Source organism: Arthrobacter sp. 10L430, assembly GCF_056395245.1.
Window position 1 is genome coordinate 61,769 of the sequence record NZ_JBFTJD010000002.1, and the last position, 22,414, is coordinate 84,182.

The window sequence follows — 22,414 nt, forward strand, 5'->3', positions numbered from 1 at the left end:
GACGTCGTGCGTTCGCTGAAGGCCGGTCCTTAGGACCGCGCTCCCGCGAGCCTCTCCAGCGCCGCCACGGCGATCTTCCGGTCCGTCGTGGGCCAGAAGGGCGGGAGTGCGGCGCGCAGGAACCCACCATAGCGCTCCGTCGACAGCCGCGAATCCAGCACTGCCACCACGCCCTTGTCATCGGTGGACCGGATCAGGCGCCCGGCACCCTGGGCCAGCCTGATGGCCGCATGGGTAGCTGATACGGACATGAATCCGTTGCCGCCGGCCTGTGCCACTGCCCGTGAGCGTGCCGTCATGAGCGGGTCGTCGGGCCTGGGGAACGGAATCCTGTCGATCACCACAAGCCTGCATGAACCGCCGGGAACATCCACGCCCTGCCACAGCGACATGGTGCCAAACAGGCACGTGTCCGGTTCGTCGGCGAACTGCTTTACCAGCGCGGTCATCGTCGAGTCGCCCTGGCAAAGAACACTCACATCCAGGCGCGGACGCAGTGCCTCGGCCGCTTCCTCGGCAGCACGCCGGGAGGAGAACAGGCACAGCGCTCCCCCACCGGAGGCGCGGATGAGCGATTCCAGTTCGTCGAGTGTTTCAGGCGACGTACCCCTGCCCGGCTTGGGCAGGTGGCCCGCCACATAGAGGATGCCCTGCTTGGGATAATCGAAGGGAGAACCGACGTCGATGCCGGTCCAGCTCGGCGCACCCTCCCCCACGAGGCCGAGTCCGCCGGCAGCGGGTTCGAACGCGGAGCCGATGGCAAGCGTTGCCGACGTCAGAACTACTGTGTGGCCTGCGAACAGGCCTTCCCTGAGTTTTCCGGCGACGCTCAGCGGGGCAATGTTGATCAGGGCAGGCTGGGTGTCATCCGGTGCCGAATAGCCCTGCTGCGGATCAAACGTGCTGTTCCGCGAGAACCACACCACTTCGCGGTTGTCGCGCGCCGTGAGCAGGCGTTCGCAGAGCTCGAGAATCACGAGGAGGCGGGACCGCGCGAGCTGGCGCCCGCCGTCGGCCGTGGTGTTGCTGTCCCCCTTGGAATCGGACAGCGCCGCCCGGCACGCTTCCCGGAGCTGGTCCACGCAGTCGAGCTGTTCGTCGTTGAGCCCGTTGGGGACCAGCCCGCTGGGGACCCCGGCGATGGCGAGTTCCAGGTTGGCCGCGGCGTTGTTCAGCGCATCCACCGTGATCCCGGTGTGCTTGCGGGCACCGGAGGCGGCCGCGTGCACCATGGCAACGGACAGTTGTCCCGAAACCGCGCCGGTGACACGGTCCTGGAGCTCGTGCGCTTCGTCCACCACCACCACGTCGTATTCGGGCAGCACAGCCAGCCCTTCAAAGGCGCTGACGGCGAGCATCGCGTGGTTGGTCACTACGACGTCGGCCTCGGCCGCGTTGTGCCGCGCGAGTTCACTGAAGCATTCCGCCGCGAGCGGGCACTTCTGCGCGCCCAGGCATTCCATGGAGGTGACCGAGACCTGGCGCCAGGCGCGGTCCGTCACGCCCGGGAGGAGTTCGTCGCGGTCGCCGGTGGCCGTCTTTTCTGCCCATTCCCGGAGCCGGACCACTTCCTTGCCCAGCTGCGACGACGGACCGCCCATGGCGGCGGCAAAGTGCGGGACGCTGGTGTCCTCGCCCAGGGAGAAGAGCTGGCCTTCGGAAGGCTCCTCCGAGGGGAAACCACCTTCCAGCTTGTGCCGGCACACATAGTTGGCGCGGCCCTTGACGAGTGCCACCTTGACCGGCCGGTCCAGCGCCGGAGTGATGGTCTTCAGCAGCCGGGGCAGATCCCTGCCTACGATCTGGGTCTGCAGCGCAAGGGTGGCGGTGGACACCAGGGTGGGCTTCTCGCTCTCCAGCGAGTGGGCGATGAGCGGAATCAGGTACGCCAGCGACTTACCCGTTCCGGTGCCCGCCTGGACCAGCAGGTGGTCGCCGGTGTCGATCGCCCGCGCCACCTGCCGCGCCATCTCGTGCTGGCCGCTGCGGCTTTGTCCGCCCATACCGGCCACGGCGCGGTCGAGGAGTTCGATCACGAACTCCTCGCCGGCTGTGGCTTCGGCGCCGTCCGGTTCCTGGTCAGTCATTGCTGATGAAGGATTCCAGTTCAGCCGCGAGGCCTTCCCGGACCATGACCACGGCGCGTGTGCCGCCTTCTTCATGATCCAGGCTCAGGATCTCCGCATCGGAGTCGTGGAGTTTACTGATCAAATCACCTCGGTGGTACGGGACCAGCAACTCCAGCTTGACGTTTGGCCGCGGAATGGCCTCACTGATGGCCTTCAGCAGCTCCGGGATGCCCTGGCCCGTGCGGGCGGAAACGACCACATGGCGCGGTTCGCGCTGCTTCAGCCTTTCCACGACGAACGGGTCGGCTGCGTCGGCCTTGTTCAGCACGATGATCTCGGGCACCTTGCGGGCGTCCACTTCGGCGAACACCGAGCGCACCGCAGCAATCTGACCCTCCGGATCGGGGTGGGACACGTCCACCACGTGCAGGATCAGGTCCGCGTCCGCCACTTCCTCCAGGGTGGATCGGAAAGCCTCCACGAGCTGGGTGGGAAGTGACCGGACGAAGCCGACGGTGTCGGCCAGGGTGTAACCCAGGCCGTCCGAGGTCTCGGCCTTGCGGACCGTGGGGTCCAGGGTGGCGAACAGGGCATTCTCCACCAGGACTCCGGCGTCGGTGAGCCGGTTCAGCAAGGACGACTTGCCGGCGTTGGTGTATCCGGCAATGGCGACAGACGGCACTGCATTACGACGGCGGTTGGCTCGCTTGGTCTCGCGGGCCGGCTTCATCGCGGAGATTTCGCGGCGCAGCTTGGCCATCCGCGTGCGGATTCGCCGCCGGTCCAGTTCAATCTTGGTTTCGCCCGGACCGCGGGAGCCCATGCCGGCGCCTGCGCCGCCCACCTGGCCACCGGCCTGGCGGGACATGGATTCACCCCAGCCACGGAGGCGCGGGAGCAGGTATTCGAGCTGGGCCAGCTCCACCTGGGCCTTGCCTTCGCGGCTCTTGGCATGCTGGGCGAAGATATCGAGGATGAGTGCGGTGCGGTCAATCACCTTGACCTTGACGATGTCCTCGAGTCCACGGCGCTGTGACGGCGCCAGTTCCGCATCCACCACCACGGTATCTGCGCCGGTGGACATCACTACGTCCTTGAGTTCCAACGCCTTGCCCGAGCCGAGGAACGTGCCGGGATCCGGCTTGGCGCGTCGCTGGACCAAGCCGTCCAGCACCTCGGAACCTGCGGTTTCGGCCAGCGCCGCGAGTTCGCGCAGCGAATTCTCGGCGTCGGCCAACGTGCCTTCGGTCCACAACCCGGCAAGGACGACGCGCTCAAGGCGCAGCTGCCGGTACTCGACCTCGGTGACGTCTTCCAGTTCGGTGGACAGTCCCGCCGTGCGGCGCAGGGCCCGGCGTTCCTCGAGATCCTGCTGGTCGCCGTCGAAAGTGCTGTGTTCTTCATCAAGCCGCGAGATGGCTTGGGCCTTGCCAAAGACGGCCCTGCTGCCGGCTCCCGAGCCGTCCGCAGCCGCGGCACTTCGTGCCGGGACGTCCTTGGAGAGAATCCGGTCGATGACAGCTTGGATTTCCTCAGGACTCATGTCCTGGGCTACTGGCTCGGATCCGGAATTTTGCTGACTGGTCATGGTCTCCTTAAAAGGTTCTGCATCTTCAGAATAGTGCTGATTGCTTGCCTTGGGCGCAGAATTCGCGCTGGGCTGACGGCTGGAGGTCATCTGGGCTCCTGTGCGGCCGCGGCGGACAGCCTGGGCCGGCGAAATTGATCTGGGTGAATTGATCTGAGTGAGGGCTGCATTCCGTGGTGCGTGCATCGCGGCGTCCGGGCGGAAGGTCGAAACCTGCATCACTCCGGACACGGTGCTGCGCCCGTGGCGGCGGCCTCGTAGGCCGGCAGTTCGGGGCGGACCGCGTCAGGGCCGGCTACTCAAAGATCAAGAACATGCCTTTTAGATTAGCAGACGCGCACCCTCCGGTTTCCCATCCGGCGGGCGGCCCACTAATCTGGCCAGTTATGGAGTCTGCCCACTATTTCAGCGCCTCGCCCGCAGGGCCGTTTGCCCGCAAGCAGCTCACGGTGGAACTTGCCGGCGAAACACGCAAGCTGCAGAGCTCCTCCGCCATCTTCAGCCCGGACGGCATCGACAAAGGCACGGCGGTCCTGCTGGCGGACGTTCCTGCCCCGGCCCCGCAGGGAAACCTGCTGGACATTGGCTGCGGCTGGGGGCCGATTGCCCTGACGATGGCCCTCCGGGCGCCGCACGCCAAGGTGTACGCGGTGGACGTCAACGAACGCTGCATCACGCTCACGAACGAGAACGCCGAACTGCTGGGCCTTGGCAACCTCACCGCCAGCGCGCCGGAGGCCGTTGATCCGGACCTGCGCTTCGACACGATCTGGTCCAACCCGCCGATCCGGATCGGCAAGGATGAGCTGCATTCGCTGCTGATGCTGTGGCTGCCCCGGCTGGCACCGGGGGGTTCTGCCTGGCTGGTGGTGCAGAAGAACCTTGGCTCGGATTCGCTTCAGCGCTGGCTGGCGGGGGCGCTCGACGGTTCCTTTACGGTGACCCGCGAGAGCACGTCGAAGTCGTTCCGGATCCTGCGGGTCAGGAAAGCGTCCCGCTAGCGACAATCGTTGCCGGGCCGCTCAGCTCCACGTGTTCGTGCCCGTCTGCCACGGTAAAGAATTTAACCCCGACGACGCCGCCCGGTACCTTCACGTGCCAGGCGTCCGGTGCGCCCTGGCCGGCCCAGTGACGGATGGCCACGGCGGCGGCGCACGCGCCCGTTCCGCACGACTGCGTTTCGCCGACGCCACGCTCGTGCACGCGCATGGTCACGGTGCCGACGCCGTCGTGGACCAGCGGCTCGGCCGGTACGACGAACTCGACGTTGGTGCCGTGTTCCGGCGTGGGATCAACATGGGGTGCGGTGAAGAGCTTTGTGCCCTCGAGTTCTGACAGCTCGGCCAGGGCGACCACCGTGTGCGGGTTTCCCATGCTGACGGACAGCGCCGGCCGCGGCACTTCGAGTCCGTCGGCGCTGACGAGGGAATCCATGGCGCGGGCCGCTGCCTCGGCCGGAAAGATGAACTCCCACGGCCCCATGTCCACGGCGTAGCCGTCAGCAGTACGGACAATGGTCTTCACGCCGCCGCGGGTGCCGATGGTCAGCGAGCCGCCCGGAGGCAGTTCAGCGAGGCCTTCGGCGAGGAGGAAGTGGACGAAGACCCGGACTCCGTTGCCGCACATTTCGGACAGTGAGCCGTCACCGTTCCGGTAGTCCATGAACCATTCGGCGTCGGGGCTTCCGGTCAACAGCTCGCGGCCCTCGTCAAGCAGCCGGGATGGGACAGCCCGGATGAGTCCGTCGCCGCCGATGCCTCTGTGGCGGTCGCACAGCCCCACAACCTGCTCGGGGGAAATGGAATGCATGCCCTCGGGGTCGGCAATCAGAACGAAGTCGTTGCCCGTCCCGTGGCCCTTGGAGAAGCGCAGACCGCTCAGCTGTGAGATGGCGGGCTCAGCGGTTTCTGCAAGGGTGTCATCCATGCGTCAAGGTTACCCGCACGCCGCTGGCGGCCGAAAACCGGCCCCTCCCGCCTCGATGGCATTCCGGACGGGGTGGCCTAACGGACGGGCGCGCCTTCCGGACGGGCGCGTCTTCCGGGGTCAGCGGCAGAACGCCGCGGCCTTGGCGGCCAGGGCGGGGTCCTGCCAGTCCAGCCAGGTGATGCGCGGGTCGGCCCGGAACCAGGTGAGCTGGCGGCGGGCGAACTGCCGGGTGGCCACGATGGTCTCCTCAGCGGCCAGCGCAGCGTCCGCTTCGCCGTCGAGCACTTTGAGGAACTGGGCGTAGCCCAGGGCGCGCGGCGCGGTCCGGCCGCGGCGCAGGCCCGCGGCATCCAGTCTTTCAACCTCGGCCAGCAGCCCGCGGTCCACCATGCGGTGGACGCGTTCAGCCAGCCGCCCCCGCAGAACTTCGCGGTCAACCTCAAGACCGATCTGTACGGCGGGCTGGAAGTACTCACGGTTTGGCATGAAGGAACTGAACGGGCGTCCCGTCAGTTCGAAGACCTCCAGCGCCCGGATGATCCGGCGGACGTCCCCGAGCCGGCCGGCAGACACCGGGTCAACATCCCGCAATCGCTCAAGGAGGGGGGCCGTCCCGGCGGCGGCGTGTTCCTGCTCAAGGCGGGCGCGGATGTCAGGGTCGGTGCCGGGGAATTCCAGAACGTCCAGGGCGGCCCGGACGTAGAGCCCGGAACCTCCCACCAGGATGGCGCGCCGTCCCCGCCGGTGGATGCCGGCGACGGCCGCCCTTGCCTGCTGCTGGAAGTCCGACACGGACGCTTCCTCGGTGACGTCCAGGATGTCCAGCAGGTGGTGCGGCACTCCCCTGCGCTCGGCCTCCGTGACCTTAGCCGTCCCAATGTCCATGCCGCGGTAGAACTGCATGGCGTCGGCGTTGATGACCTCGCCACCGAGTTCCAGGGCGAGTTCGACGGCGAGGTCGGATTTTCCAGAACCTGTCGGCCCGACCACGGCGATGACGGGAGGCTGTCCTTCTGGACCCTTGGCTCCGGAGGTTGAGGCTTGGGAAGTGACTGTTCCGGGACTGGCGGCCACAGGGCTAGCGGCCGCGGACCGGAAGGGACGGCATGCCGAGCGAGACGCCGGATTTACCTCCCGCGGCGGCCGGCGACGGTGCACCACAGGAGTCGGCCTGCGACCTGTCCCATGCGTCACCGGCGCGCGAGCGGCACAGGGTGTAGTCTCCTGAGTTTTCCGGGTCGGCAACCAGGTGGAAGGCTGCAGCTTCGGTGATGGTGACCGTGACCAGATCGCCCGGCCTGGGCGCCTGGGCGCCGGCCGGTACGGAGAAGTGGACGAGCCGCTGGTCCTGGGACCGGCCGGACAACCGGTGGGTTTCCTCGGCCTTGCGGCCGGACTGGGCGGTTACCATGACCTCGACGCGGCGTCCGAGCTGCTTGGCGTTCTCCTCTGCGGCAATGCGGTCCTGGAGTGCCGTGAGCCGTTCAAAGCGTTCCTGCACGACGGCTTTGGGCAGCTGGTCCGGAAGGTCAGCCGCCGGGGTGCCGGGCCGCTTGGAGTACTGGAACGTGAAGGCGGTGGCGAAGCGCGACTTTTCGACGACGTCCAGGGTTGCCTGGAAATCTTCCTCGGTCTCCCCCGGGAAGCCGACGATGATGTCGGTGGAAATTGCGGCGTGCGGGATCTTCTCCCGGACCTTATCCAGGATTCCGAGGAATTTCGCGGAACGGTAGGACCGCTTCATGTCCTTGAGGACCTTGTCCGAACCGGACTGCAGGGGCATGTGCAGCTGGGGCATGACGTTCGGCGTCTCCGCCATGGCGTCGATGACGTCGTCGGTGAAGGCCGCCGGGTGGGGACTCGTGAAGCGGACCCGTTCCAGGCCCGGAATGTCACCGCAGGCGCGGAGCAGCTTGGAGAAGGCCTGCCGGTCGCCGAACTCCACGCCGTACGAGTTCACGTTCTGGCCGAGAAGGGTCACTTCGATGGCGCCGTCATCCACGAGGGCCTGAACCTCGGCGAGGATGTCTCCGGGCCTGCGGTCCTTCTCCTTGCCCCGAAGCGCCGGCACGATGCAGAAGGTACAGGTGTTGTTGCAGCCCACCGAGATGGATACCCAGCCGGAATACACGGAATCGCGCTTCGTGGGAAGCGTGGACGGAAAGACGTCCAGCGACTCAAGAATCTCCAGCTGGGCTTCGTTGTTGTGCCGCGCGCGGTCCAGGAGTGCCGGCAGGGCACCTACGTTGTGCGTTCCGAAGACCGCGTCCACCCACGGCGCCTTCTTCAGGATGGTCTCGCGGTCCTTCTGCGCCAGGCAGCCACCCACGGCGATCTGCATCCCCGGGTTGGCTTCCTTGACCGGCGCAAGCATTCCCAGGTTGCCGTACAGCTTGTTGTCTGCGTTTTCCCGTACGGCGCAGGTGTTGAACACCACGACGTCGGCCTGGCCGCCGTCCGCGGGAACGTAGCCTGCCGCCTCAAGCATCCCGGCCATCCGTTCGGAATCGTGCACGTTCATTTGGCAGCCGAATGTGCGTACCTGGTAGGTGCGGGGCGCGGCGGACGCGTCAGCTGCTGCGGGGACGGTGCCGGATGCGGGGGAAGGGTAGGTCAGACTCACCCGTTAAGCGTACCGGCTGCGCCTAGCTCCCCGATGCGGCGTCGAGCACTTCGCCTACGATCCGGAAGGCCTGCGAGGGCTGGTACCCCTTGCGGGCCAGCATGGACGCCAGGCGCCGCATGGTTTTGTCGCGCTCGGCGCGGTCCGACAGGTCGGTGCCGGGCCGGAGCTTGCGCTCCACCAGATGGCGGGCGGCGGCTTCCTCGTCGTCGTCACTGAGCTGCTCCAGAGCCGAGGCAGCCGTGTCCGGATCAATGCCCTTGTCCGCCAGCTCACGGCGCAAGGCACCCTTGGCCAGCTTGCGGGACTGTGCGCGGCTCCGCACCCACATATCGGCGAACTCTGCGTCGTCGACGAGTTTGACCTCTTCAAAGCGGTCGAGGACTGCTGCCGCAACATCCCCGGGCACATTGCGTTCGGCCAGCTTGCGCTCCAACTGGAGCCTGCTCTTAGGCGAACTGGTCAGCTGCCGCAGCACAATCGCTCGAGCCACCGACGCCGGATCGGGCTCCCTGTCCTCCGGCGGCCCGGACGCCGAACCGGACAGTGGACCCGCAGGACCGGAAAGTGGTGTTGAGGCCGGCTCGGCGGGGCCTGACCGGCCCCGCCGCCTGCTGTTAGAAACCGTCAACGGCCTTCAGCTTCGGTGAGGCCTCGGCATCCGCCGGCTTCACTCCGACCCCGAGCTTTTCCTTGATGAGCCGCTCCAATTCCGCGGCCAGTTCAGGGTTGTCGCGGAGGAAGCGCCGGGAATTCTCCATGCCCTGGCCGAGCTGGTCGCCGTCGTAGGTGAACCATGAGCCCGACTTCTTGATGATGCCGTGCTCCACGCCCATGTCGATGATGCCGCCCTCGCGGGAGATGCCCTGTCCGTAGATGATGTCGAATTCGGCGATCTTGAACGGCGGGGCCATCTTGTTCTTGACGATCTTCGCCTTGGTACGGTTGCCGACCGAATCCGCGCCTTCCTTCAGGGTCTGGATGCGGCGGACGTCGATGCGGATGGACGCGTAGAACTTCAGCGCCTTACCACCGGTGGTGGTTTCGGGTGAGCCGAAGAACACACCGATCTTTTCGCGGAGCTGGTTGATGAAGATGGCGGTGGTCTTGGTCTGGCTCAGCCGACCAGTGATTTTTCGCAGGGCCTGGCTCATGAGGCGGGCCTGCAGGCCGACGTGGCTGTCACCCATGTCGCCTTCAATTTCCGCCCGGGGCACCAGCGCCGCCACGGAGTCGATGACGATGACGTCGAGGGAGCCGGAGCCGATGAGCATATCCATGATTTCAAGCGCCTGCTCGCCGGTGTCCGGCTGGGAGACCAGCAAGGCATCCGTGTCCACGCCGAGCTTGGCGGCATATTCAGGATCCAGGGCGTGCTCGGCGTCAATGAACGCCGCAATGCCGCCCAGCCGCTGGGCGTTTGCCACGGCGTGCAGGGCGACGGTGGTCTTACCGGAGGACTCCGGACCGTAGATTTCCACCACACGGCCACGCGGCAGCCCGCCAATTCCCAAGGCCACGTCCAAGGCGATGGACCCCGTCGGGATGACCTCGATGGGGGCGCGGACTTCATCGCCCAGCCGCATGACGGAGCCTTTTCCGAACTGTTTGTCTATCTGGGCAAGCGCTGCTTCAAGCGCCTTTGCACGATCCGGGGCTGCCGCCATGGTTCACACCTCTAATGCTTTCTCGCTGTGGAGTGGGCCTGCGCGGCCCCTTTTCTCTGTCATCACTGACGCTAGCGCCGCCCTCTGACATTGCTGCCGGGCGGCACCGCGTATGTGGATAACCCGCTGAAAAAAGCATAGTCCTACCCGAACAGATATTCGAACAATCGGTCGGCGTGTCAGGAGTCTGCCAGCGGGCGGGGCGGATTTAGTTGCGGCTGGGCTTGACGTCCCTGCCAAGCCGCCGCTCCGCCGGCACGTCCTGGACGTCGCAGACTGCGAGCCAGACATCGCGGGGGCTGACGCCGGCGGCCAACGCCTGGTCCGCGGTCCGTCCCCCCACACCCGCGAGGACCAGCGAACTGCTGAGCACGCGGGAGTAGCCAGCGCCGAATTCATCGTCCATGAGCCGCCAAAAATCACTAATCCGCACGACATAGAGTCTCTCACGCCCGCGGACTCTAGAATGGTTGCCATGAGCAACCCCGTTGACGTCCCCGGAGTGTCCGCCCCCTTCGAGGACACCATGGATACCGCACTGAAGTCAGTGGAGCATCAGATCAGCATCTTCTGGCGGCGCGCCCGCTCCGTCTCGCAGCAGCTTTCGCGTCAGGTTCACCCGGACATGGAGCCTGCGGCCTACGGCCTGCTCACCATGATCCGCCAGACGGGACCCATCCGGCTGACCGAACTGGCCTCCTGCATCGGCGTGGGCAAACCGTCGGTGAGCCGGCAGATTGCCTTCCTGGAAAGTATCGGCCTGGTACTCAAGGAAGCCGACCCGCTGGACGGTCGCGCGCAGACGATCCGGCTCACGCCCAAGGGCGAAGAGAAAATGCACCAGGTACAGGACGCCAGACGGGAAGTGTTCCGCGAGCGGCTGGGCGAATGGCCGGTGGCGGATCTTGAGGCCCTCGCCACCTATATGGCCAAGCTCAACGCAACTTATGAACGAGACGGGTTTCCCAAAGACGGCGCCCTTTAGAGACGGCGCCCTTTAGGAGACGACAAAAGGCCTCCGGCTTGTGCCGGAGGCCTTCATCTTGGATCTGTAACGCTTTGGGTTCGGTAGGCCCGGGTTCCGTTAGGCTACCGTGCGCCGGACAGCAGGCCCTTGGCCAGTTCGTTGTTGAGTTCGGTGCTGAGATCGCGCTCAAGATCCCGGCCGTAACGCTGTGAAAATTCCTGCGGAACGGTGTCTGGTACGGCTACGCCTTCGGCCACTGCCACGCGGTCGCTGACCTCGCGGAGCATGCTGGACAACGGAACATCCAGGGCTGAGCAGATCGAGGACAGCAGCTCCGAGGAGGCTTCCTTCTGCCCGCGCTCCACTTCACTGAGGTAGCCCAGGGAAACTCGGGCGCTGTGCGAGACTTCGCGGAGGGTACGCCCTTGACGCTGGCGGACGTCGCGCAGAACATCACCAATTTCGTGACGAAGTACTACCATCTTGCGCTCCTTCTGTTCGCTCTTGGCCTGATCGGCGAGGCCCACATCCTTCCAGCGGACAACGCCGTTCACGGATACGGGCTGCTTTACCATCTGTATCGCCTTGCTCCCTCATGAGTCCGGTTCGCTGTGACGCGAACCGTAGTTGGTCTTTTCATCCTAGGCGCCTCCGTATTGTGGAAGCGACACAAAGTAACAACTATTCGGTAATGCTTTTTGTTCCCGGCAACCTTACTCCCGGTAGCCTAGCGACGCGAGGGCCTCCTGTAGCCGCTCCAGCGCCGCCTCACACGCCAGGGCCCTGATCTCCGCCCGGGTGCCTTCAAAGCTGTAGGGATACGACGAGGAGCCCTGCGCTGTGGCGACGCCGATGTACACCGTACCCACCGGCTTGCCGTCGTGCTCGTCCGGCCCTGCCACGCCGGTGGTGGACACGGCCAGGTCCGCGCCGCAGGCGCTCCGCGCACCCTCTGCCATGGCCGCCGCCACGTCGCCGTCAACCGAGCCAACGGCGTCGAGCAGTTCCTGCGACACGTGGAGAACATCCCGTTTGACGGTATTGCTGTAGGAAACGACGCCGCCACGCAGCATGGCCGACGCACCCGGGGTGTCCGCCAGCATTGCCGTGACCATGCCGGCAGTCAGTGATTCGGCGGTGGCCACGGTGACGCCGCGCCCGACGGCCGCGGCAACAGCCTCCCCGGCGATTCGGTGAAGGTCGGACATGCCTATCCCTCCGGTGCTTCCGGCTTGTGGTTTTCCGATTTCGGATGCCCGTCCGCTGGGAGTTCCCCGGCCCTGCGCAGCAAGCCCTGGGCGCGGACCTTCATTGCTTCAATGACGTATTCGACGCCGGTCCACACCGTGATGAGCACCGCCACGAGCATGACGGCGAGGGCCACCCAGACCAGCCATGGCGCAATGGCTGACAGCGGGAGCAGGTAGAGGAAGATCGCGGCGGTCTGCACGACGGTCTTGAGCTTTCCGCCACGGGAGGCTGGGATCACGCCATAACGGATGACGAAGAACCGCAGCGCCGTGATCCCCCACTCGCGGACGAGGATGACCAGTGTGATCCACCACGGCAGCTCGTTCAGGACGGACAGCATGACCAGGGCGGAACCGATCAGCAGCTTGTCGGCAATGGGATCGGCTATTTTTCCGAAATCGGTAACCAGTCCCCGGCTCCGGGCGATGTCGCCGTCGAGCTTGTCCGTGTAGATGGCGACGGCGAAGGCCGCCACCGCAGCCCAGCGCCACGGTCCGGATTCGCTCCGCAGGCCGGGAGCATCAGCGACGAGGAACCACACAAAGAACGGCACCAGCACGATGCGGAGCATGGTGAGGATGTTCGGAAGATTCCAGATTCCGGAGCTGCTGGAGCCGGCCGCGGTCGCTTCGGTGCTAGTCACTGTCCTAGGCTACCGTCTTCTCAGCTACCGTCTTCTAAGCTACCGTCCGGTGAGGGACCAGGCGTCTTCGGAACCGTCCTCGTCGTCGCCGGAGCTGGCGTCGGCGCCGTCGTAGTACTCAACGTTCTGGGTGCGGTTGTCCAGGTCAGCCGCCACGAGGTCCTCGGCATAGCCGCCCTGGGCGATGTTGGCATTGGCGTTGTCACTCAGGGCCGCGGTCTGTGAATCAGGTGCAGCCGGGGATTCCTGGCCCTTCATGGCGGCCAGCACCGTGGCGAGGTCATCGGGCTTGACCAGTACGTCGCGGGCCTTGGATCCCTCGGAGGGGCCCACCACTCCCCTGGACTCAAGCAGGTCCATGAGGCGGCCGGCCTTCGCGAAGCCCACACGGAGCTTGCGCTGCAGCATCGATGTTGAGCCGAACTGCGTGGTGACCACCAGCTCGGTGGCCTGCAGCAGCACGTCGAGGTCGTCTCCGATGTCGTCGTCGATCTGCTTCTTCGGCGCTTCGGCGGCGACGTCGTCGCGGTACACGGCCTTGAGCTGGCCCTTGACGTGCTCCACGACCTGGTGGATCTCGGACTCCGTGACCCAGGCGCCCTGAACACGCATCGCCTTGGAGGCGCCCATGGGCAGGAAGAGGGCGTCGCCCTGGCCGATCAGCTTCTCGGCTCCTGGCTGGTCAAGGACCACGCGGGAGTCGGTGACGGAGGACGTCGCGAAGGCCATGCGGGAGGGCACGTTGGCCTTGATCAGGCCTGTGACGACGTCCACGGAAGGCCGCTGCGTGGCCAGGACCAGGTGGATGCCGGCGGCACGGGCCAGCTGGGTGATCCTGACGATGGAGTCTTCGACGTCGCGCGGGGCCACCATCATGAGGTCGGCGAGTTCGTCGACGATCACCAGCAGGTAGGGGTAAGGGCGGATGACGCGTTTGGAATCCACCGGCGGGTGGACCTTGCCGGCCCGGACGGCCTTGTTGAAGTCGTCGATGTGCTTGAAGCCGTAGTTGGCGAGGTCGTCGTAGCGCGCGTCCATCTCGCGGACCACCCACTGCAGGGCTTCGGCGGCTTTCTTGGGGTTGGTGATGATGGGCGTGATCAGGTGCGGGACGCCCTCGTAGGCCGTGAGTTCCACGCGCTTGGGGTCCACCATGACCATGCGGACCTCATCGGGCGTGGCCCGCATCAGGATTGACGTGATCATCGAGTTCACGAAGGAGGACTTGCCGGCGCCGGTGGCGCCGGCAACGAGCAGGTGGGGCATTTTGGCGAGGTTCGCCACCACGTAGCCGCCCTCGACGTCCTTGCCGACGCCCATCACCATGGGGTGGTCGGTGCGGCGGGCGTTCTGGCTGCGGAGGACGTCGCCGAGGGAGACCGTCTCGCGGTCCGTGTTGGGGATCTCGATGCCGATGGCTGACTTGCCGGGGATGGGGCTCAGGATGCGGACGTCAGAGCTGGCCACGGCGTAGGAGATGTTCTTGGACAGGGCGGTGACCCGCTCCACCTTGGTGCCCGCGGACAGTTCTATCTCGTACCGGGTGACGGTGGGGCCGCGGCTGAAGCCAGTTACCTGCGCGTCCACGTTGAACTGGTTCAGCGTGTCCGTCAGAGAGGCCACGATGGCGTCATTGGCTTCGGTGCGCTCCTTGGGAATGGAACCGGGAGTCAGCACGTCCGACGACGGCAGCGTATAGGTGACGTCGCCAGCCAGCGACAGCTGCTCCGTGCGCTGCGGGATGGGTGTGGGCAGCGGCGCGGGTGCCACCGGCTTCGACGGCACCTGCGCGGCTGCCGCGGCAGCCGGAGCGGCGTTCAGCGAACCTGCCGCCACCATCCCAGGCGTTACCAGCGGGATGGCCTCCGTGGCGTTGTCTTCGGCGGCGCCCGCCGTAGTCTCCCGGTTCGAGGCCCCGAGGCCTTGGGCAGCCTTGATCTTCTCGACGGCGATCTCGGCCTGGGTGGGGCGGCGGACGCCGGGCGCCACCGCTGAGGAACCCTTGCCGGAAGACGCAGGCGGGGCGTCGTCGTCAATGACGGCATGCTCAAAGGCCTCGTCCCCGACGTAGCCTTGCAGGCGGGCGTCGGAGTCCTGGTCTTTGCCGAAGAGCCGCTTGCGCTTCTTCTTCGGCGCTGCCGGGGCGCTGTTTTCGTAAAGGTAGCTGCGGTCGTGGCTGTCGCCGTCGTCGTCCTGAAGGTCGATGCCCATCAGGTGCTCATAGGCCCCCCGCAGCCGGCTCGGGATCGCGCCGAACGGCGTGGCCGTGACGATGAGCACGGAGACAAAGGCCAGCAGCCCGTAGAGTGCCAGCGGAACGGCAGCGTGAATGGCCGCCAGCGGGGATGCCGCGAGGAATCCCAGCATGCCGCCCGCCTGGCGGAGGCCGTCGAAGCCCTCGCTGACGGTGGGCTGGCCGCCGATGATGTGGGCGAGCCCGCAGCCCGCGAAGGTCATGATGAGGAAACCGATCCCCACCCGGTTGTTTCCGCGGCCGTCGGCCGGCTGGCGGAACAGCCGAAACGCGCAGACGAACAGCATGAGCGGCAGCACCAGGGACATCCAGCCGAAGGTGCCGTTGACGACGGCGTAGACCGCATCCGGGAACCAGCCCCGGAGGCCCCACCACGCGAAGGTGGCGATGAAGACCGCCAGCGCAAGGTTGAACAGGGCGGCACCGTCACGTCGCTCTTCCGGTGCGAGGTCGCTGACGTCATGGCCGATCCGGCGCACTCCCCCGCCCACGAGGTGCCCGATGCCCTGCCAGGCGCCGCCGGCCACGCGCAGCAGCCACGGCTGGTGCGGTTCGACGGCGGCCAGCTGACGTGTGCGGGCGGTTCCGCCGGACGCTCCGGCCCGGCTGGATTTGGATGCCGGAGAACCGGCGCGGCCTGCGGACGTGCCTGTCTTAGCGCTCGGAGTACGTTTTGGCGCGGGGGAAGTACGTGTGGCCATATGTGCCACGGTACTCCAACCCAGGCCGGATTCCGCGGATTTCCGGGCCTTGGGGGCTGTGTTCACCCGCTCCCAAGGCCCGGCGGCGCCCGTTTAGGCCTCCAGGACCACCGGAATGATCATGGGCTTGCGGCGGAGCTTGCGGTTTACCCAGGTGCCGACCACACGCCGGACAACCTGCTGCAACTGGTGCGTGGTGTGGTCCGTCCGGTTGAGCACGGCTTCCTCAAGCGCGGCATTGATCCTGGGGATAATGTCGTCGAAAACCGAGTCGTCTTCGGCGACGCCGCGGGCGTGGATCTCCGGGCCCGAAACCACTTTGCCGGTGGCGCGGTTGATGACCGTGATGATGGAGATGAAACCTTCATCCCCCAGGACGCGGCGGTCCTTGAGATCGGCGTCGGTGATTTCGCCCACGCTTGAACCGTCCACGTAGACGAAGCCGACCTCCACCTGGCCCACCACGTCAGCCTGGTGGTCCCGGAGATCGATCACCGTGCCGTTGTCCGCGAGCAGGATGCTCGCGTCGGGCACACCCGACTCCTCGGCGATTTTTCCGTTGGCGATCAGGTGGCGCGTCTCCCCGTGGACGGGCATCGCGTTGAGCGGCTCGAGGATGTTGTAGCAGTACAGCAGCTCGCCGGCCGCGGCATGGCCCGAGACGTGGACCTTGGCGTTCCCCTTGTGGATGACGTCCGCGCCCAGTTTGAGCAGGCCGTTGATGATGCGGAAAACCGCGTTCTCGTTGCCCGGAATGAGGCTTGACGCCAGAATGACGGTGTCGCCTTCGCCCACCACCACTGGGTGGTCACCATTGGCCATGCGGGATAGCGCGGCCATCGGCTCACCCTGGGAACCGGTGGACATCAGCACCACGCGGTTGTCGGGGAGGTTCCCGATGTTCTTGACGTCGACGAGGATGCCGTCCGGCACGTCCAGGTACTCAAGCTTCGCGGCGATGGCCATGTTGCGGACCATGGAGCGGCCCACAAAGGCAACTTTACGGTTGTGCTTCGCCGCGGCGTCCAAGACCTGCTGGACGCGGTGGACGTGCGACGAGAAGGAGGCCACGATGATGCGCTTGCTGGCCTGCCCGAAGAGCCGGTCCAGGGTGGGTCCGATTTCCTTTTCAGCGGTGGTAAATCCGGGGACATCCGCGTTCGTGGAGTCGGACATGAACAGGTCCACGCCCTCTTCGCCGAGGCGGGCGAAGTGGCGGAGGTCGGTGATCCGGCCATCCAGCGGCAGCTGGTCCATTTTGAAGTCGCCGGTGTGCAGGACGGTGCCGCCTGCGGTGCGGAGGAAGACCGCCAGAGCATCCGGAATCGAGTGGTTGACGGCCACGAATTCACATTCGAACGGGCCGAACTTCTCCACTTGTCCTTCTACCACCGTGAGCGTGTACGGCTTGATCCGGTGTTCCTGCAGCTTGGCCTCGATGAGGGCAAGCGTCAGCTGCGATCCGACCAGCGGGATGTCGCTGCGGAGCCTGAGCAGGTACGGAACCGCACCGATGTGATCCTCGTGACCATGGGTCAGCACCACGGCAACGATGTCGTCAAGCCGGTTTTCGATGTACGAGAAATCGGGCAGGATCAGGTCCACGCCGGGCTGCGTTTCCTCAGGGAACAGGACGCCGCAGTCCACGATCAGCAATTTGCCGTCGATTTCGAAGACGGCCATGTTGCGGCCGATCTCGCCCAGCCCGCCGAGCGGAACGATCCGCAGGGTTCCTTGGGGAAGTCGGGGAGGCGTGACAAGGCCGGGTAGCGCTACTTGGGTCATAATGCACTTCTTTCCAGGCGGAAGAGTGCCGGTCTCAGTCCGTCAGGAAAAGACCAGCCCTCCCTCCGCCAAGTCCTCGCGGATGATTTCGATCTCGGCTTCGTCCGGCTCCACGAGGGGCAAACGGACAATCGAGTTGGGCAGGACTCCCTGCCATTTAAGAATTTGCTTGGCCGCAACGGCTCCCTGGACACGGGTCATCGTTGCGCGCACCACGGGCTGCAGCTCGAAGTTGATCTTGCGGGCCGTTCCGAGGTCGTTCGCATTGACGGCGTCGATAAGGTCCCGGAAGCGGCGGGTAGCAACGTGGGTTGTGACACCCACCAGTCCTACGGCGCCCAGGGCCATCCAAGGAAGGGTCAGTCCGTCGTCCCCGGAGTAGAAGAGAAGGTCGGTCTCTGCCATGACGCGTGTGGCCGCAGTGAAGTCTGCCTTGGCATCCTTGACGGCGACGATATTCGGGTGCTGGGCAAGACGGATCATGGTGTCGGGCTCGATCGGAATGGAGGAGCGGCCCGGAATGTCGTACAGCATGACGGGGACATCTGTTGACGACGCGATGGTCTCGAAGTGTGCTCGGACGCCGGCCTGGCTGGGCTTGTTGTAGTAGGGCGTGACGAGCAGGAGGCCATCGACGCCGAGGGCGGCCGCCTGCTGGGAAAGATGCACGGAGTGCGCCGTGTCGTTGGTCCCGGTGCCGGCGATAATGGCGGCCCGCCCCCCGACAGCGTCCTTGACAGCGCGGAACATTCCGAGGTTTTCCTCGTCCGTGAGGGTAGAGGTCTCACCTGTGGTTCCGGTAACCACCAGGCCATCGCAGCCGTCGTCCACGAGCTTGCTGGCCAACTCCGCCGCCTGCCCGTAATCCACTTTGCCATCCTTGGTGAAGGGCGTGACCATCGCGGTCAGGAGGGTACCAAGAGCAGGAATGTTCGCGGAAGTGTCAGCCATGGGAAAAACGTTACCCTGTCACCTGCACGTTAGGACAATGGCCGGCACGTGATGATGGTCAAACACCTGGCTGCCGTCAAATTGCGGCGCCGGCTCGTCACATGGCGGGATGCCGGTACCGATCGAGGGCACCCCGGCGCAGAACCGCCGTGACAACTTCCGTTCCGCTCCCCGCCGCGTGCTGCATGACCAGGCCGTCGGGGCCCCAGAAACCGCTCAGTCCGCAGGACGGTCCCAGCGGCGTGTGGCCGCCAAGGTTTGCAAGGACCGTGTACAGGCGGTTGTCCATGGCCCGCGCCCCCAGATGCAGCCCCAGCCGGTGCCCTTCGCCCTGGGTGTACAGCGCAGAAACGGCGTAAACGTCCGCGCCGCCCCCGGCCGCGGCATCCGAGTGGCCGGGGTGGGCTGCGTCGAAGCAGACGGCCAGGGCTATTTTCCAGCCGTCCACAGTCAGGATGGCGGGACCCGGACCGGCGGTGAACAGCGCCTCCTCACCGCCGTGGAGGTGGGTCTTGAAGGCTGCCTCTTCAGATCCGTTCGGATGGACGGCCAGGGATGCGAGCCTCGGCGTCCCGTCCGCTGTCCGCAGCGCCGCACCCACGACGGCGGTCACTCCGGTCCGGCGGCAGATCTCCCGGACCGCACTGAGGCGCGCGTCGCCCGGCACCAGCCACTCGTCCGCGTTCCGGAACATCGGCAGGTCGTACCCGGTCAGGGACAGTTCGGGAAAGATGACGAGCCGGGCGCCGTGGGAATCGGCGTCCTCGATGAGGCGGACGTGTTCGGGTATGTTGGCCCCGATCCCGCCCGCGACGGCCTCGTATTGGATGGCGGCTACTGTCAGCGCTCCGGTCACGGCTCCATCCTAGGCGGGACCGTTCCCCGCACAGTAGCGGCCCACAGCCGTCTCCCGCAGCGACTCTGCCCAGGACGCGAGCCGCTGGGCGGCGCGAACGTAGTGGAACAGCTCCGTGGGCGTCAGCGCCTCAACGTCGGTCTCCGACAGGCGGCGGGCCAGCTCCGCGCCGGGGGCCTGGGCTGAGAGGGGGATCCCCTCACGCCCCCATTGCACGTCTTCGGCGGGCTCGCCTGCGACGAGCCGCCGGAAGAGGTAGTCCACCACTCCCGGGCTCATCGCTTTCAGCGGTCCGTCATTGCCGCGCCTCGGTGCGGCGCGGTGAACGGAGCTGCTGTCCCCCGCCTGCTGTCCCGGCTGATGACGCGATGGGTTGACCTGGTGCCCGGATGAGTTGATCATGCGGAAATACTATTCGAACATATATTCGAACACAAGACCCGCGGCAGCGGGAGATGAATGCCCGGTCAGAAAACGTCATGGCGGGATGTGAGACGATCACATCATGACCTCGCGGAGCACGGCTGCATCGTCCAGAACAGCAAAAGGACCTGCAACCGGCACCCGCCTCGCGGGCATCGACGCCGCTCGCGGCCTCGCCCTCTTGGGAATGATGGCCACGCACCTGCTGCCCACGTTCGAGGCGGATGCCGCCCTGACTCCCACGTGGATCGGGCTGACGTTTTCCGGCCGTGCTGCGGCCCTCTTTGCCGTCCTGGCCGGAGTCGGGCTGGCCCTGTCCACCGGCAAGCAGCGCCCCCTGGAAGGCAGTGCCCTCACAGCTGCCCGGCGGGGCATTGCCCTGCGAGCGCTGGTGATTGCCGTCGTCGGCCTGGCCCTGGGCGGCCTCGACGTCAACATCGCAGTGATCCTCGTGCACTATGCCGTGCTCTTCCTGTGCATCCTGCCCTTCATCGGGCTGCGGCTGAAGGCCCTGTGCGCCTGGGCGGCAGGCTGGATCCTCGGCTCCCCCGTGCTGGCATTCCTGCTGCGGCCATGGCTGATGGCCGCGGATCCGCCCCTGCAGCTCGATCACAACCCGGGCTGGGAGGACCTGTCGGCTCCCGGCCGGCTGCTCGGTGACCTGTTCCTGACGGGCTATTACCCCGTGGTCCAGTGGATTTCCTATCTGCTGGTGGGCCTCATCATCGGCAGGCTGGCACTGACGACGTCGCTACTCCCGGTGCTGCTGCTGGCCGGAGGTACCGCTGTGGCCGCCTTCGCCAAGGTTCTGGGCACGGCGGCCATGGAGGAATGGGGCGGCCACGCCGCATTACAGTCGATCCTCACTGATCCCAACTACCCGCTGGGCAGCCTCCTGCAGGTCAACCTGGCCGGGGTGCGGCAGGAGGGCTCGTGGTGGTGGCTGGCGTCCAGCGCACCGCATTCGGGGACCACCCTCGACCTGCTCCATACAAGCGGCGTGGCCGCGGCCGTCGTCGGACTCTGCCTCCTCGTGGGCCGGCTGGGCGAATGGCTGGACCTGGACCTGCTGCTGCCGCTGCGCGGCGCCGGTGCGATGACCCTGACCCTGTACACCGCGCACGTATGCGTGGTGGCCTCGTTCCACCTCAAGCCGCTGCCGCCGGGATGGACCGAGGACGGGATGTACTTTGCCCACGCCGCGCTGGCTGTGCTGATAGGGATGGCCTTCGTGATCCTGAAGAAGCGCGGCCCGCTCGAATGGCTTGGCCACGCCGCGAACCAGGTGGGACGGCACGAGCCGGCCAGGGTCCGGTAGCCGGGTTTCCGTCAGCAGGACCCGGGCGGCTTATCCCGCCAGGGCACCCTTGGAGGTGCGAAAAAGCCGAACGGCGTCGCGCATGGAAGAACGGGCACGCTTGCGGTCGCCGGCGGCGTCGTACGCGCAGCTGAGGCGGAACCAGGAACGCCAGTCGTCCGGGGCTGCCTCCGTTTCGGCCCGGTACTTCTCGAATTCCTGGTCCGCGGCGGCGCGGACGATCCTTCCTGCCGGCGTGCGGGGCAGGTTGTCAACGGGCAGGCCGCCTTCGGCCTCGAGCACGCGCGCCATCTGTTCGGTGCGGGCGCCGAACAGCAGTTCACGGATAAGGGCCCACGCGCCGATGACAGGCAGGACGAGATACGCCGCGCCGATCGCCTTGGCAACGGGCTCCGGATCCGTCAGCAGAAGCACGGAGCGCTGCAACGAGACAATGAGATAGAAGACCAGGAGGAGCGTCACTGCCCCAACCCAGATCTTGGTGCGGTTCTTCGCCAGCTGGCCAAGGAGCGGTTTCACAGTTTCTACAGCCCCAGATCCAGGTAGCCGTCCAGGCCAACGGTCAGTCCGGGGTGGCGCGCGACGTTCCGCACGCCCAGGAGGACCCCCGGCATGAACGAGGCCCGGTCAAACGAATCATGGCGGATCGTCAGCTGTTCCCCCGGCCCCCCGAGCAGGACCTCCTGGTGCGCTACGAGGCCGCGAAGCCGTACGCTGTGCACGCGGACGCCGTCAACGTCGCACCCGCGGGCGCCGGCAAGCCCGCTGGTGGTGGCGTCCGGGCTGGGATCCATCCCGGCCGCTGCCCGCTCTGCTGCGATCAGCTGGGCGGTGCGGACGGCGGTGCCGGAGGGCGCGTCAACCTTGTCCGGGTGGTGGAGCTCGATGATTTCCACGGATTCGAAGTATTTGGAGGCCTTGGCGGCGAACGCCGACGCCAGCACCGAGCCAAGGGCAAAGTTCGGCGCAATCAGGACGCCGACGCCCTGGTTGCCGGCGAGCAGCGTTTCAAGCTTCTCAAGCCTTGCTGCGTCCCAGCCCGTTGTGCCCACCACGGCATGCATGCCGTTCTCCACGGCAAAACGGATGTTCTCCTCCGTGCTCTCCGGAACGGTGAGGTCCACGACGAACCGGGCCCCGGCGCTGAGCAGTGTGTCCAGGGAATCGCCACGCCCCAAGGCTGCGACGAGCTTCATGTCGGGAGCCGATTCAACGGCCTTGACTGCTTCGGCGCCCATGCGCCCATTCGCGCCAAGGACGGCGACAGCGAGTTGTTCGGTCATGGATTCAACCCTACCTTTCGCCCGGCCGGCGAAAGGAACCGGTCCCCATGCGTTACCTCCCGTGCCTGAGGGCGCACAGAGGCCGCCGCGTGGCCGGCACCCTTAT

21 protein-coding genes are annotated in these 22,414 nt (G+C 66.3%); 3 read left to right on the forward strand and 18 right to left on the reverse strand.

The genetic code is table 11. The annotated features are described in order from the left end of the window. Positions 1 to 29: 29 nt before the first annotated feature. Positions 30 to 2,087 carry an ATP-dependent DNA helicase gene (locus AC1DDG_RS02495; RefSeq protein WP_476874825.1) on the reverse strand — a complete coding sequence of 686 codons (2,058 nt, stop codon included), beginning with the start codon at positions 2,085 to 2,087 and terminating at the stop codon, positions 30 to 32. Continuing rightward, positions 2,080 to 3,657, reverse strand: a complete 1,578-nt coding sequence (gene hflX / locus AC1DDG_RS02500) for a GTPase HflX (protein WP_476874826.1) — start codon at positions 3,655 to 3,657, stop codon at positions 2,080 to 2,082. Before hflX ends, AC1DDG_RS02495 begins: the two co-directional genes overlap by 8 nt. Positions 3,658 to 4,043: 386 nt before the next feature. Here hflX and AC1DDG_RS02505 point away from each other — a divergent pair, with 386 nt between their 5' ends. Then, on the forward strand, positions 4,044 to 4,658 hold the full coding sequence (locus AC1DDG_RS02505; protein ID WP_476874827.1) for a class I SAM-dependent methyltransferase: 615 nt from the start codon (positions 4,044 to 4,046) through the stop codon (positions 4,656 to 4,658). On the opposite strand, the gene dapF is transcribed toward AC1DDG_RS02505, so the two are convergent. The 6 genes from dapF to AC1DDG_RS02535 form a co-directional block, all read right to left on the reverse strand. Beyond that, positions 4,639 to 5,583, reverse strand: a complete 945-nt coding sequence (gene dapF / locus AC1DDG_RS02510) for a diaminopimelate epimerase (protein WP_476874828.1) — start codon at positions 5,581 to 5,583, stop codon at positions 4,639 to 4,641. The genes AC1DDG_RS02505 and dapF overlap by 20 nt on opposite strands. A 120-nt stretch (positions 5,584 to 5,703) precedes the next feature. Beyond that, a complete protein-coding gene (miaA, locus tag AC1DDG_RS02515; RefSeq protein WP_476875011.1) occupies positions 5,704 to 6,582 on the reverse strand; it encodes a tRNA (adenosine(37)-N6)-dimethylallyltransferase MiaA in 879 nt (292 codons plus the stop codon). Positions 6,583 to 6,664: 82 nt separating this feature from the next. Further along, positions 6,665 to 8,209, reverse strand: a complete 1,545-nt coding sequence (miaB, locus tag AC1DDG_RS02520; RefSeq protein WP_476874829.1) for a tRNA (N6-isopentenyl adenosine(37)-C2)-methylthiotransferase MiaB — start codon at positions 8,207 to 8,209, stop codon at positions 6,665 to 6,667. A gap of 22 nt (positions 8,210 to 8,231) precedes the next feature. Further along, the gene (locus AC1DDG_RS02525) at positions 8,232 to 8,702 is read right to left on the reverse strand and encodes a regulatory protein RecX (protein WP_476874830.1); all 471 of its coding nucleotides are present in this window, start codon (positions 8,700 to 8,702) and stop codon (positions 8,232 to 8,234) included. A 124-nt stretch (positions 8,703 to 8,826) separates the two neighbouring features. Beyond that, complete coding sequence (gene recA / locus AC1DDG_RS02530; RefSeq protein WP_230117578.1) at positions 8,827 to 9,876, reverse strand: recombinase RecA; 1,050 nt, start codon at positions 9,874 to 9,876, stop codon at positions 8,827 to 8,829. Positions 9,877 to 10,084: 208 nt separating this feature from the next. Then, positions 10,085 to 10,309 carry a DUF3046 domain-containing protein gene (locus tag AC1DDG_RS02535; protein WP_230117577.1) on the reverse strand — a complete coding sequence of 75 codons (225 nt, stop codon included), beginning with the start codon at positions 10,307 to 10,309 and terminating at the stop codon, positions 10,085 to 10,087. A 42-nt stretch (positions 10,310 to 10,351) separates the two neighbouring features. Here AC1DDG_RS02535 and AC1DDG_RS02540 point away from each other — a divergent pair, with 42 nt between their 5' ends. Further along, on the forward strand, positions 10,352 to 10,861 hold the full coding sequence (locus tag AC1DDG_RS02540; protein ID WP_230117576.1) for a MarR family winged helix-turn-helix transcriptional regulator: 510 nt from the start codon (positions 10,352 to 10,354) through the stop codon (positions 10,859 to 10,861). Between the two features lie 104 nt (positions 10,862 to 10,965). On the opposite strand, the gene AC1DDG_RS02545 is transcribed toward AC1DDG_RS02540, so the two are convergent. From AC1DDG_RS02545 to AC1DDG_RS02580, 8 genes are all read right to left on the reverse strand, one after another. Further along, positions 10,966 to 11,418 (reverse strand): helix-turn-helix domain-containing protein, encoded by a 453-nt coding sequence (locus AC1DDG_RS02545; RefSeq protein WP_476874831.1) that lies wholly within the window; start codon positions 11,416 to 11,418, stop codon positions 10,966 to 10,968. A gap of 138 nt (positions 11,419 to 11,556) precedes the next feature. Then, positions 11,557 to 12,051, reverse strand: a complete 495-nt coding sequence (locus AC1DDG_RS02550) for a CinA family protein (RefSeq protein WP_476874832.1) — start codon at positions 12,049 to 12,051, stop codon at positions 11,557 to 11,559. A 2-nt stretch (positions 12,052 to 12,053) separates the two neighbouring features. After that, positions 12,054 to 12,737: a CDP-diacylglycerol--glycerol-3-phosphate 3-phosphatidyltransferase gene (pgsA, locus tag AC1DDG_RS02555; protein ID WP_476874833.1), complete on the reverse strand. Its 684-nt coding sequence runs from the start codon at positions 12,735 to 12,737 to the stop codon at positions 12,054 to 12,056. A gap of 39 nt (positions 12,738 to 12,776) precedes the next feature. Further along, positions 12,777 to 15,692 carry an FtsK/SpoIIIE family DNA translocase gene (locus AC1DDG_RS02560; protein ID WP_476874834.1) on the reverse strand — a complete coding sequence of 972 codons (2,916 nt, stop codon included), beginning with the start codon at positions 15,690 to 15,692 and terminating at the stop codon, positions 12,777 to 12,779. A gap of 93 nt (positions 15,693 to 15,785) precedes the next feature. After that, positions 15,786 to 17,477 carry a ribonuclease J gene (locus AC1DDG_RS02565; RefSeq protein ID WP_476874835.1) on the reverse strand — a complete coding sequence of 564 codons (1,692 nt, stop codon included), beginning with the start codon at positions 17,475 to 17,477 and terminating at the stop codon, positions 15,786 to 15,788. Between the two features lie 42 nt (positions 17,478 to 17,519). Continuing rightward, complete coding sequence (dapA, locus tag AC1DDG_RS02570; protein ID WP_476874836.1) at positions 17,520 to 18,428, reverse strand: 4-hydroxy-tetrahydrodipicolinate synthase; 909 nt, start codon at positions 18,426 to 18,428, stop codon at positions 17,520 to 17,522. 97 nt (positions 18,429 to 18,525) lie between these two features. Further along, positions 18,526 to 19,284, reverse strand: coding sequence for a carbon-nitrogen hydrolase family protein (locus AC1DDG_RS02575; protein WP_476874837.1), 759 nt, complete (start codon positions 19,282 to 19,284; stop codon positions 18,526 to 18,528). Positions 19,285 to 19,293: 9 nt separating this feature from the next. Next, positions 19,294 to 19,686 (reverse strand): hypothetical protein, encoded by a 393-nt coding sequence (locus tag AC1DDG_RS02580; protein ID WP_476874838.1) that lies wholly within the window; start codon positions 19,684 to 19,686, stop codon positions 19,294 to 19,296. A 103-nt stretch (positions 19,687 to 19,789) separates the two neighbouring features. On the opposite strand from AC1DDG_RS02580, the gene AC1DDG_RS02585 reads away from it, so the two are divergent. Further along, on the forward strand, positions 19,790 to 21,025 hold the full coding sequence (locus AC1DDG_RS02585) for a heparan-alpha-glucosaminide N-acetyltransferase domain-containing protein (protein ID WP_476874839.1): 1,236 nt from the start codon (positions 19,790 to 19,792) through the stop codon (positions 21,023 to 21,025). Between the two features lie 30 nt (positions 21,026 to 21,055). On the opposite strand, the gene AC1DDG_RS02590 is transcribed toward AC1DDG_RS02585, so the two are convergent. Further along, on the reverse strand, positions 21,056 to 21,544 hold the full coding sequence (locus tag AC1DDG_RS02590) for a hypothetical protein (protein WP_230117566.1): 489 nt from the start codon (positions 21,542 to 21,544) through the stop codon (positions 21,056 to 21,058). 5 nt (positions 21,545 to 21,549) lie between these two features. Beyond that, complete coding sequence (dapB, locus tag AC1DDG_RS02595) at positions 21,550 to 22,308, reverse strand: 4-hydroxy-tetrahydrodipicolinate reductase (protein WP_476874840.1); 759 nt, start codon at positions 22,306 to 22,308, stop codon at positions 21,550 to 21,552. Positions 22,309 to 22,414 lie beyond the last annotated feature (106 nt).

Coding starts and splice junctions, on each gene's coding strand:
- AC1DDG_RS02495 (WP_476874825.1), bottom strand. CDS start 2,087: ATGACTGACCAGGAACCGGACGGCGCCGAAGCCACAGCCGGCGAGGAG.
- hflX (WP_476874826.1), bottom strand. CDS start 3,657: ATGACCAGTCAGCAAAATTCCGGATCCGAGCCAGTAGCCCAGGACATG.
- AC1DDG_RS02505 (WP_476874827.1), top strand. CDS start 4,044: ATGGAGTCTGCCCACTATTTCAGCGCCTCGCCCGCAGGGCCGTTTGCC.
- dapF (WP_476874828.1), bottom strand. CDS start 5,583: ATGGATGACACCCTTGCAGAAACCGCTGAGCCCGCCATCTCACAGCTG.
- recA (WP_230117578.1), bottom strand. CDS start 9,876: ATGGCGGCAGCCCCGGATCGTGCAAAGGCGCTTGAAGCAGCGCTTGCC.
- AC1DDG_RS02540 (WP_230117576.1), top strand. CDS start 10,352: ATGAGCAACCCCGTTGACGTCCCCGGAGTGTCCGCCCCCTTCGAGGAC.
- AC1DDG_RS02545 (WP_476874831.1), bottom strand. CDS start 11,418: ATGGTAAAGCAGCCCGTATCCGTGAACGGCGTTGTCCGCTGGAAGGAT.
- AC1DDG_RS02550 (WP_476874832.1), bottom strand. CDS start 12,051: ATGTCCGACCTTCACCGAATCGCCGGGGAGGCTGTTGCCGCGGCCGTC.
- AC1DDG_RS02560 (WP_476874834.1), bottom strand. CDS start 15,692: ATGGCCACACGTACTTCCCCCGCGCCAAAACGTACTCCGAGCGCTAAG.
- AC1DDG_RS02565 (WP_476874835.1), bottom strand. CDS start 17,477: ATGACCCAAGTAGCGCTACCCGGCCTTGTCACGCCTCCCCGACTTCCC.
- dapA (WP_476874836.1), bottom strand. CDS start 18,428: ATGGCTGACACTTCCGCGAACATTCCTGCTCTTGGTACCCTCCTGACC.
- AC1DDG_RS02580 (WP_476874838.1), bottom strand. CDS start 19,686: ATGATCAACTCATCCGGGCACCAGGTCAACCCATCGCGTCATCAGCCG.
- AC1DDG_RS02585 (WP_476874839.1), top strand. CDS start 19,790: ATGACCTCGCGGAGCACGGCTGCATCGTCCAGAACAGCAAAAGGACCT.
- dapB (WP_476874840.1), bottom strand. CDS start 22,308: ATGACCGAACAACTCGCTGTCGCCGTCCTTGGCGCGAATGGGCGCATG.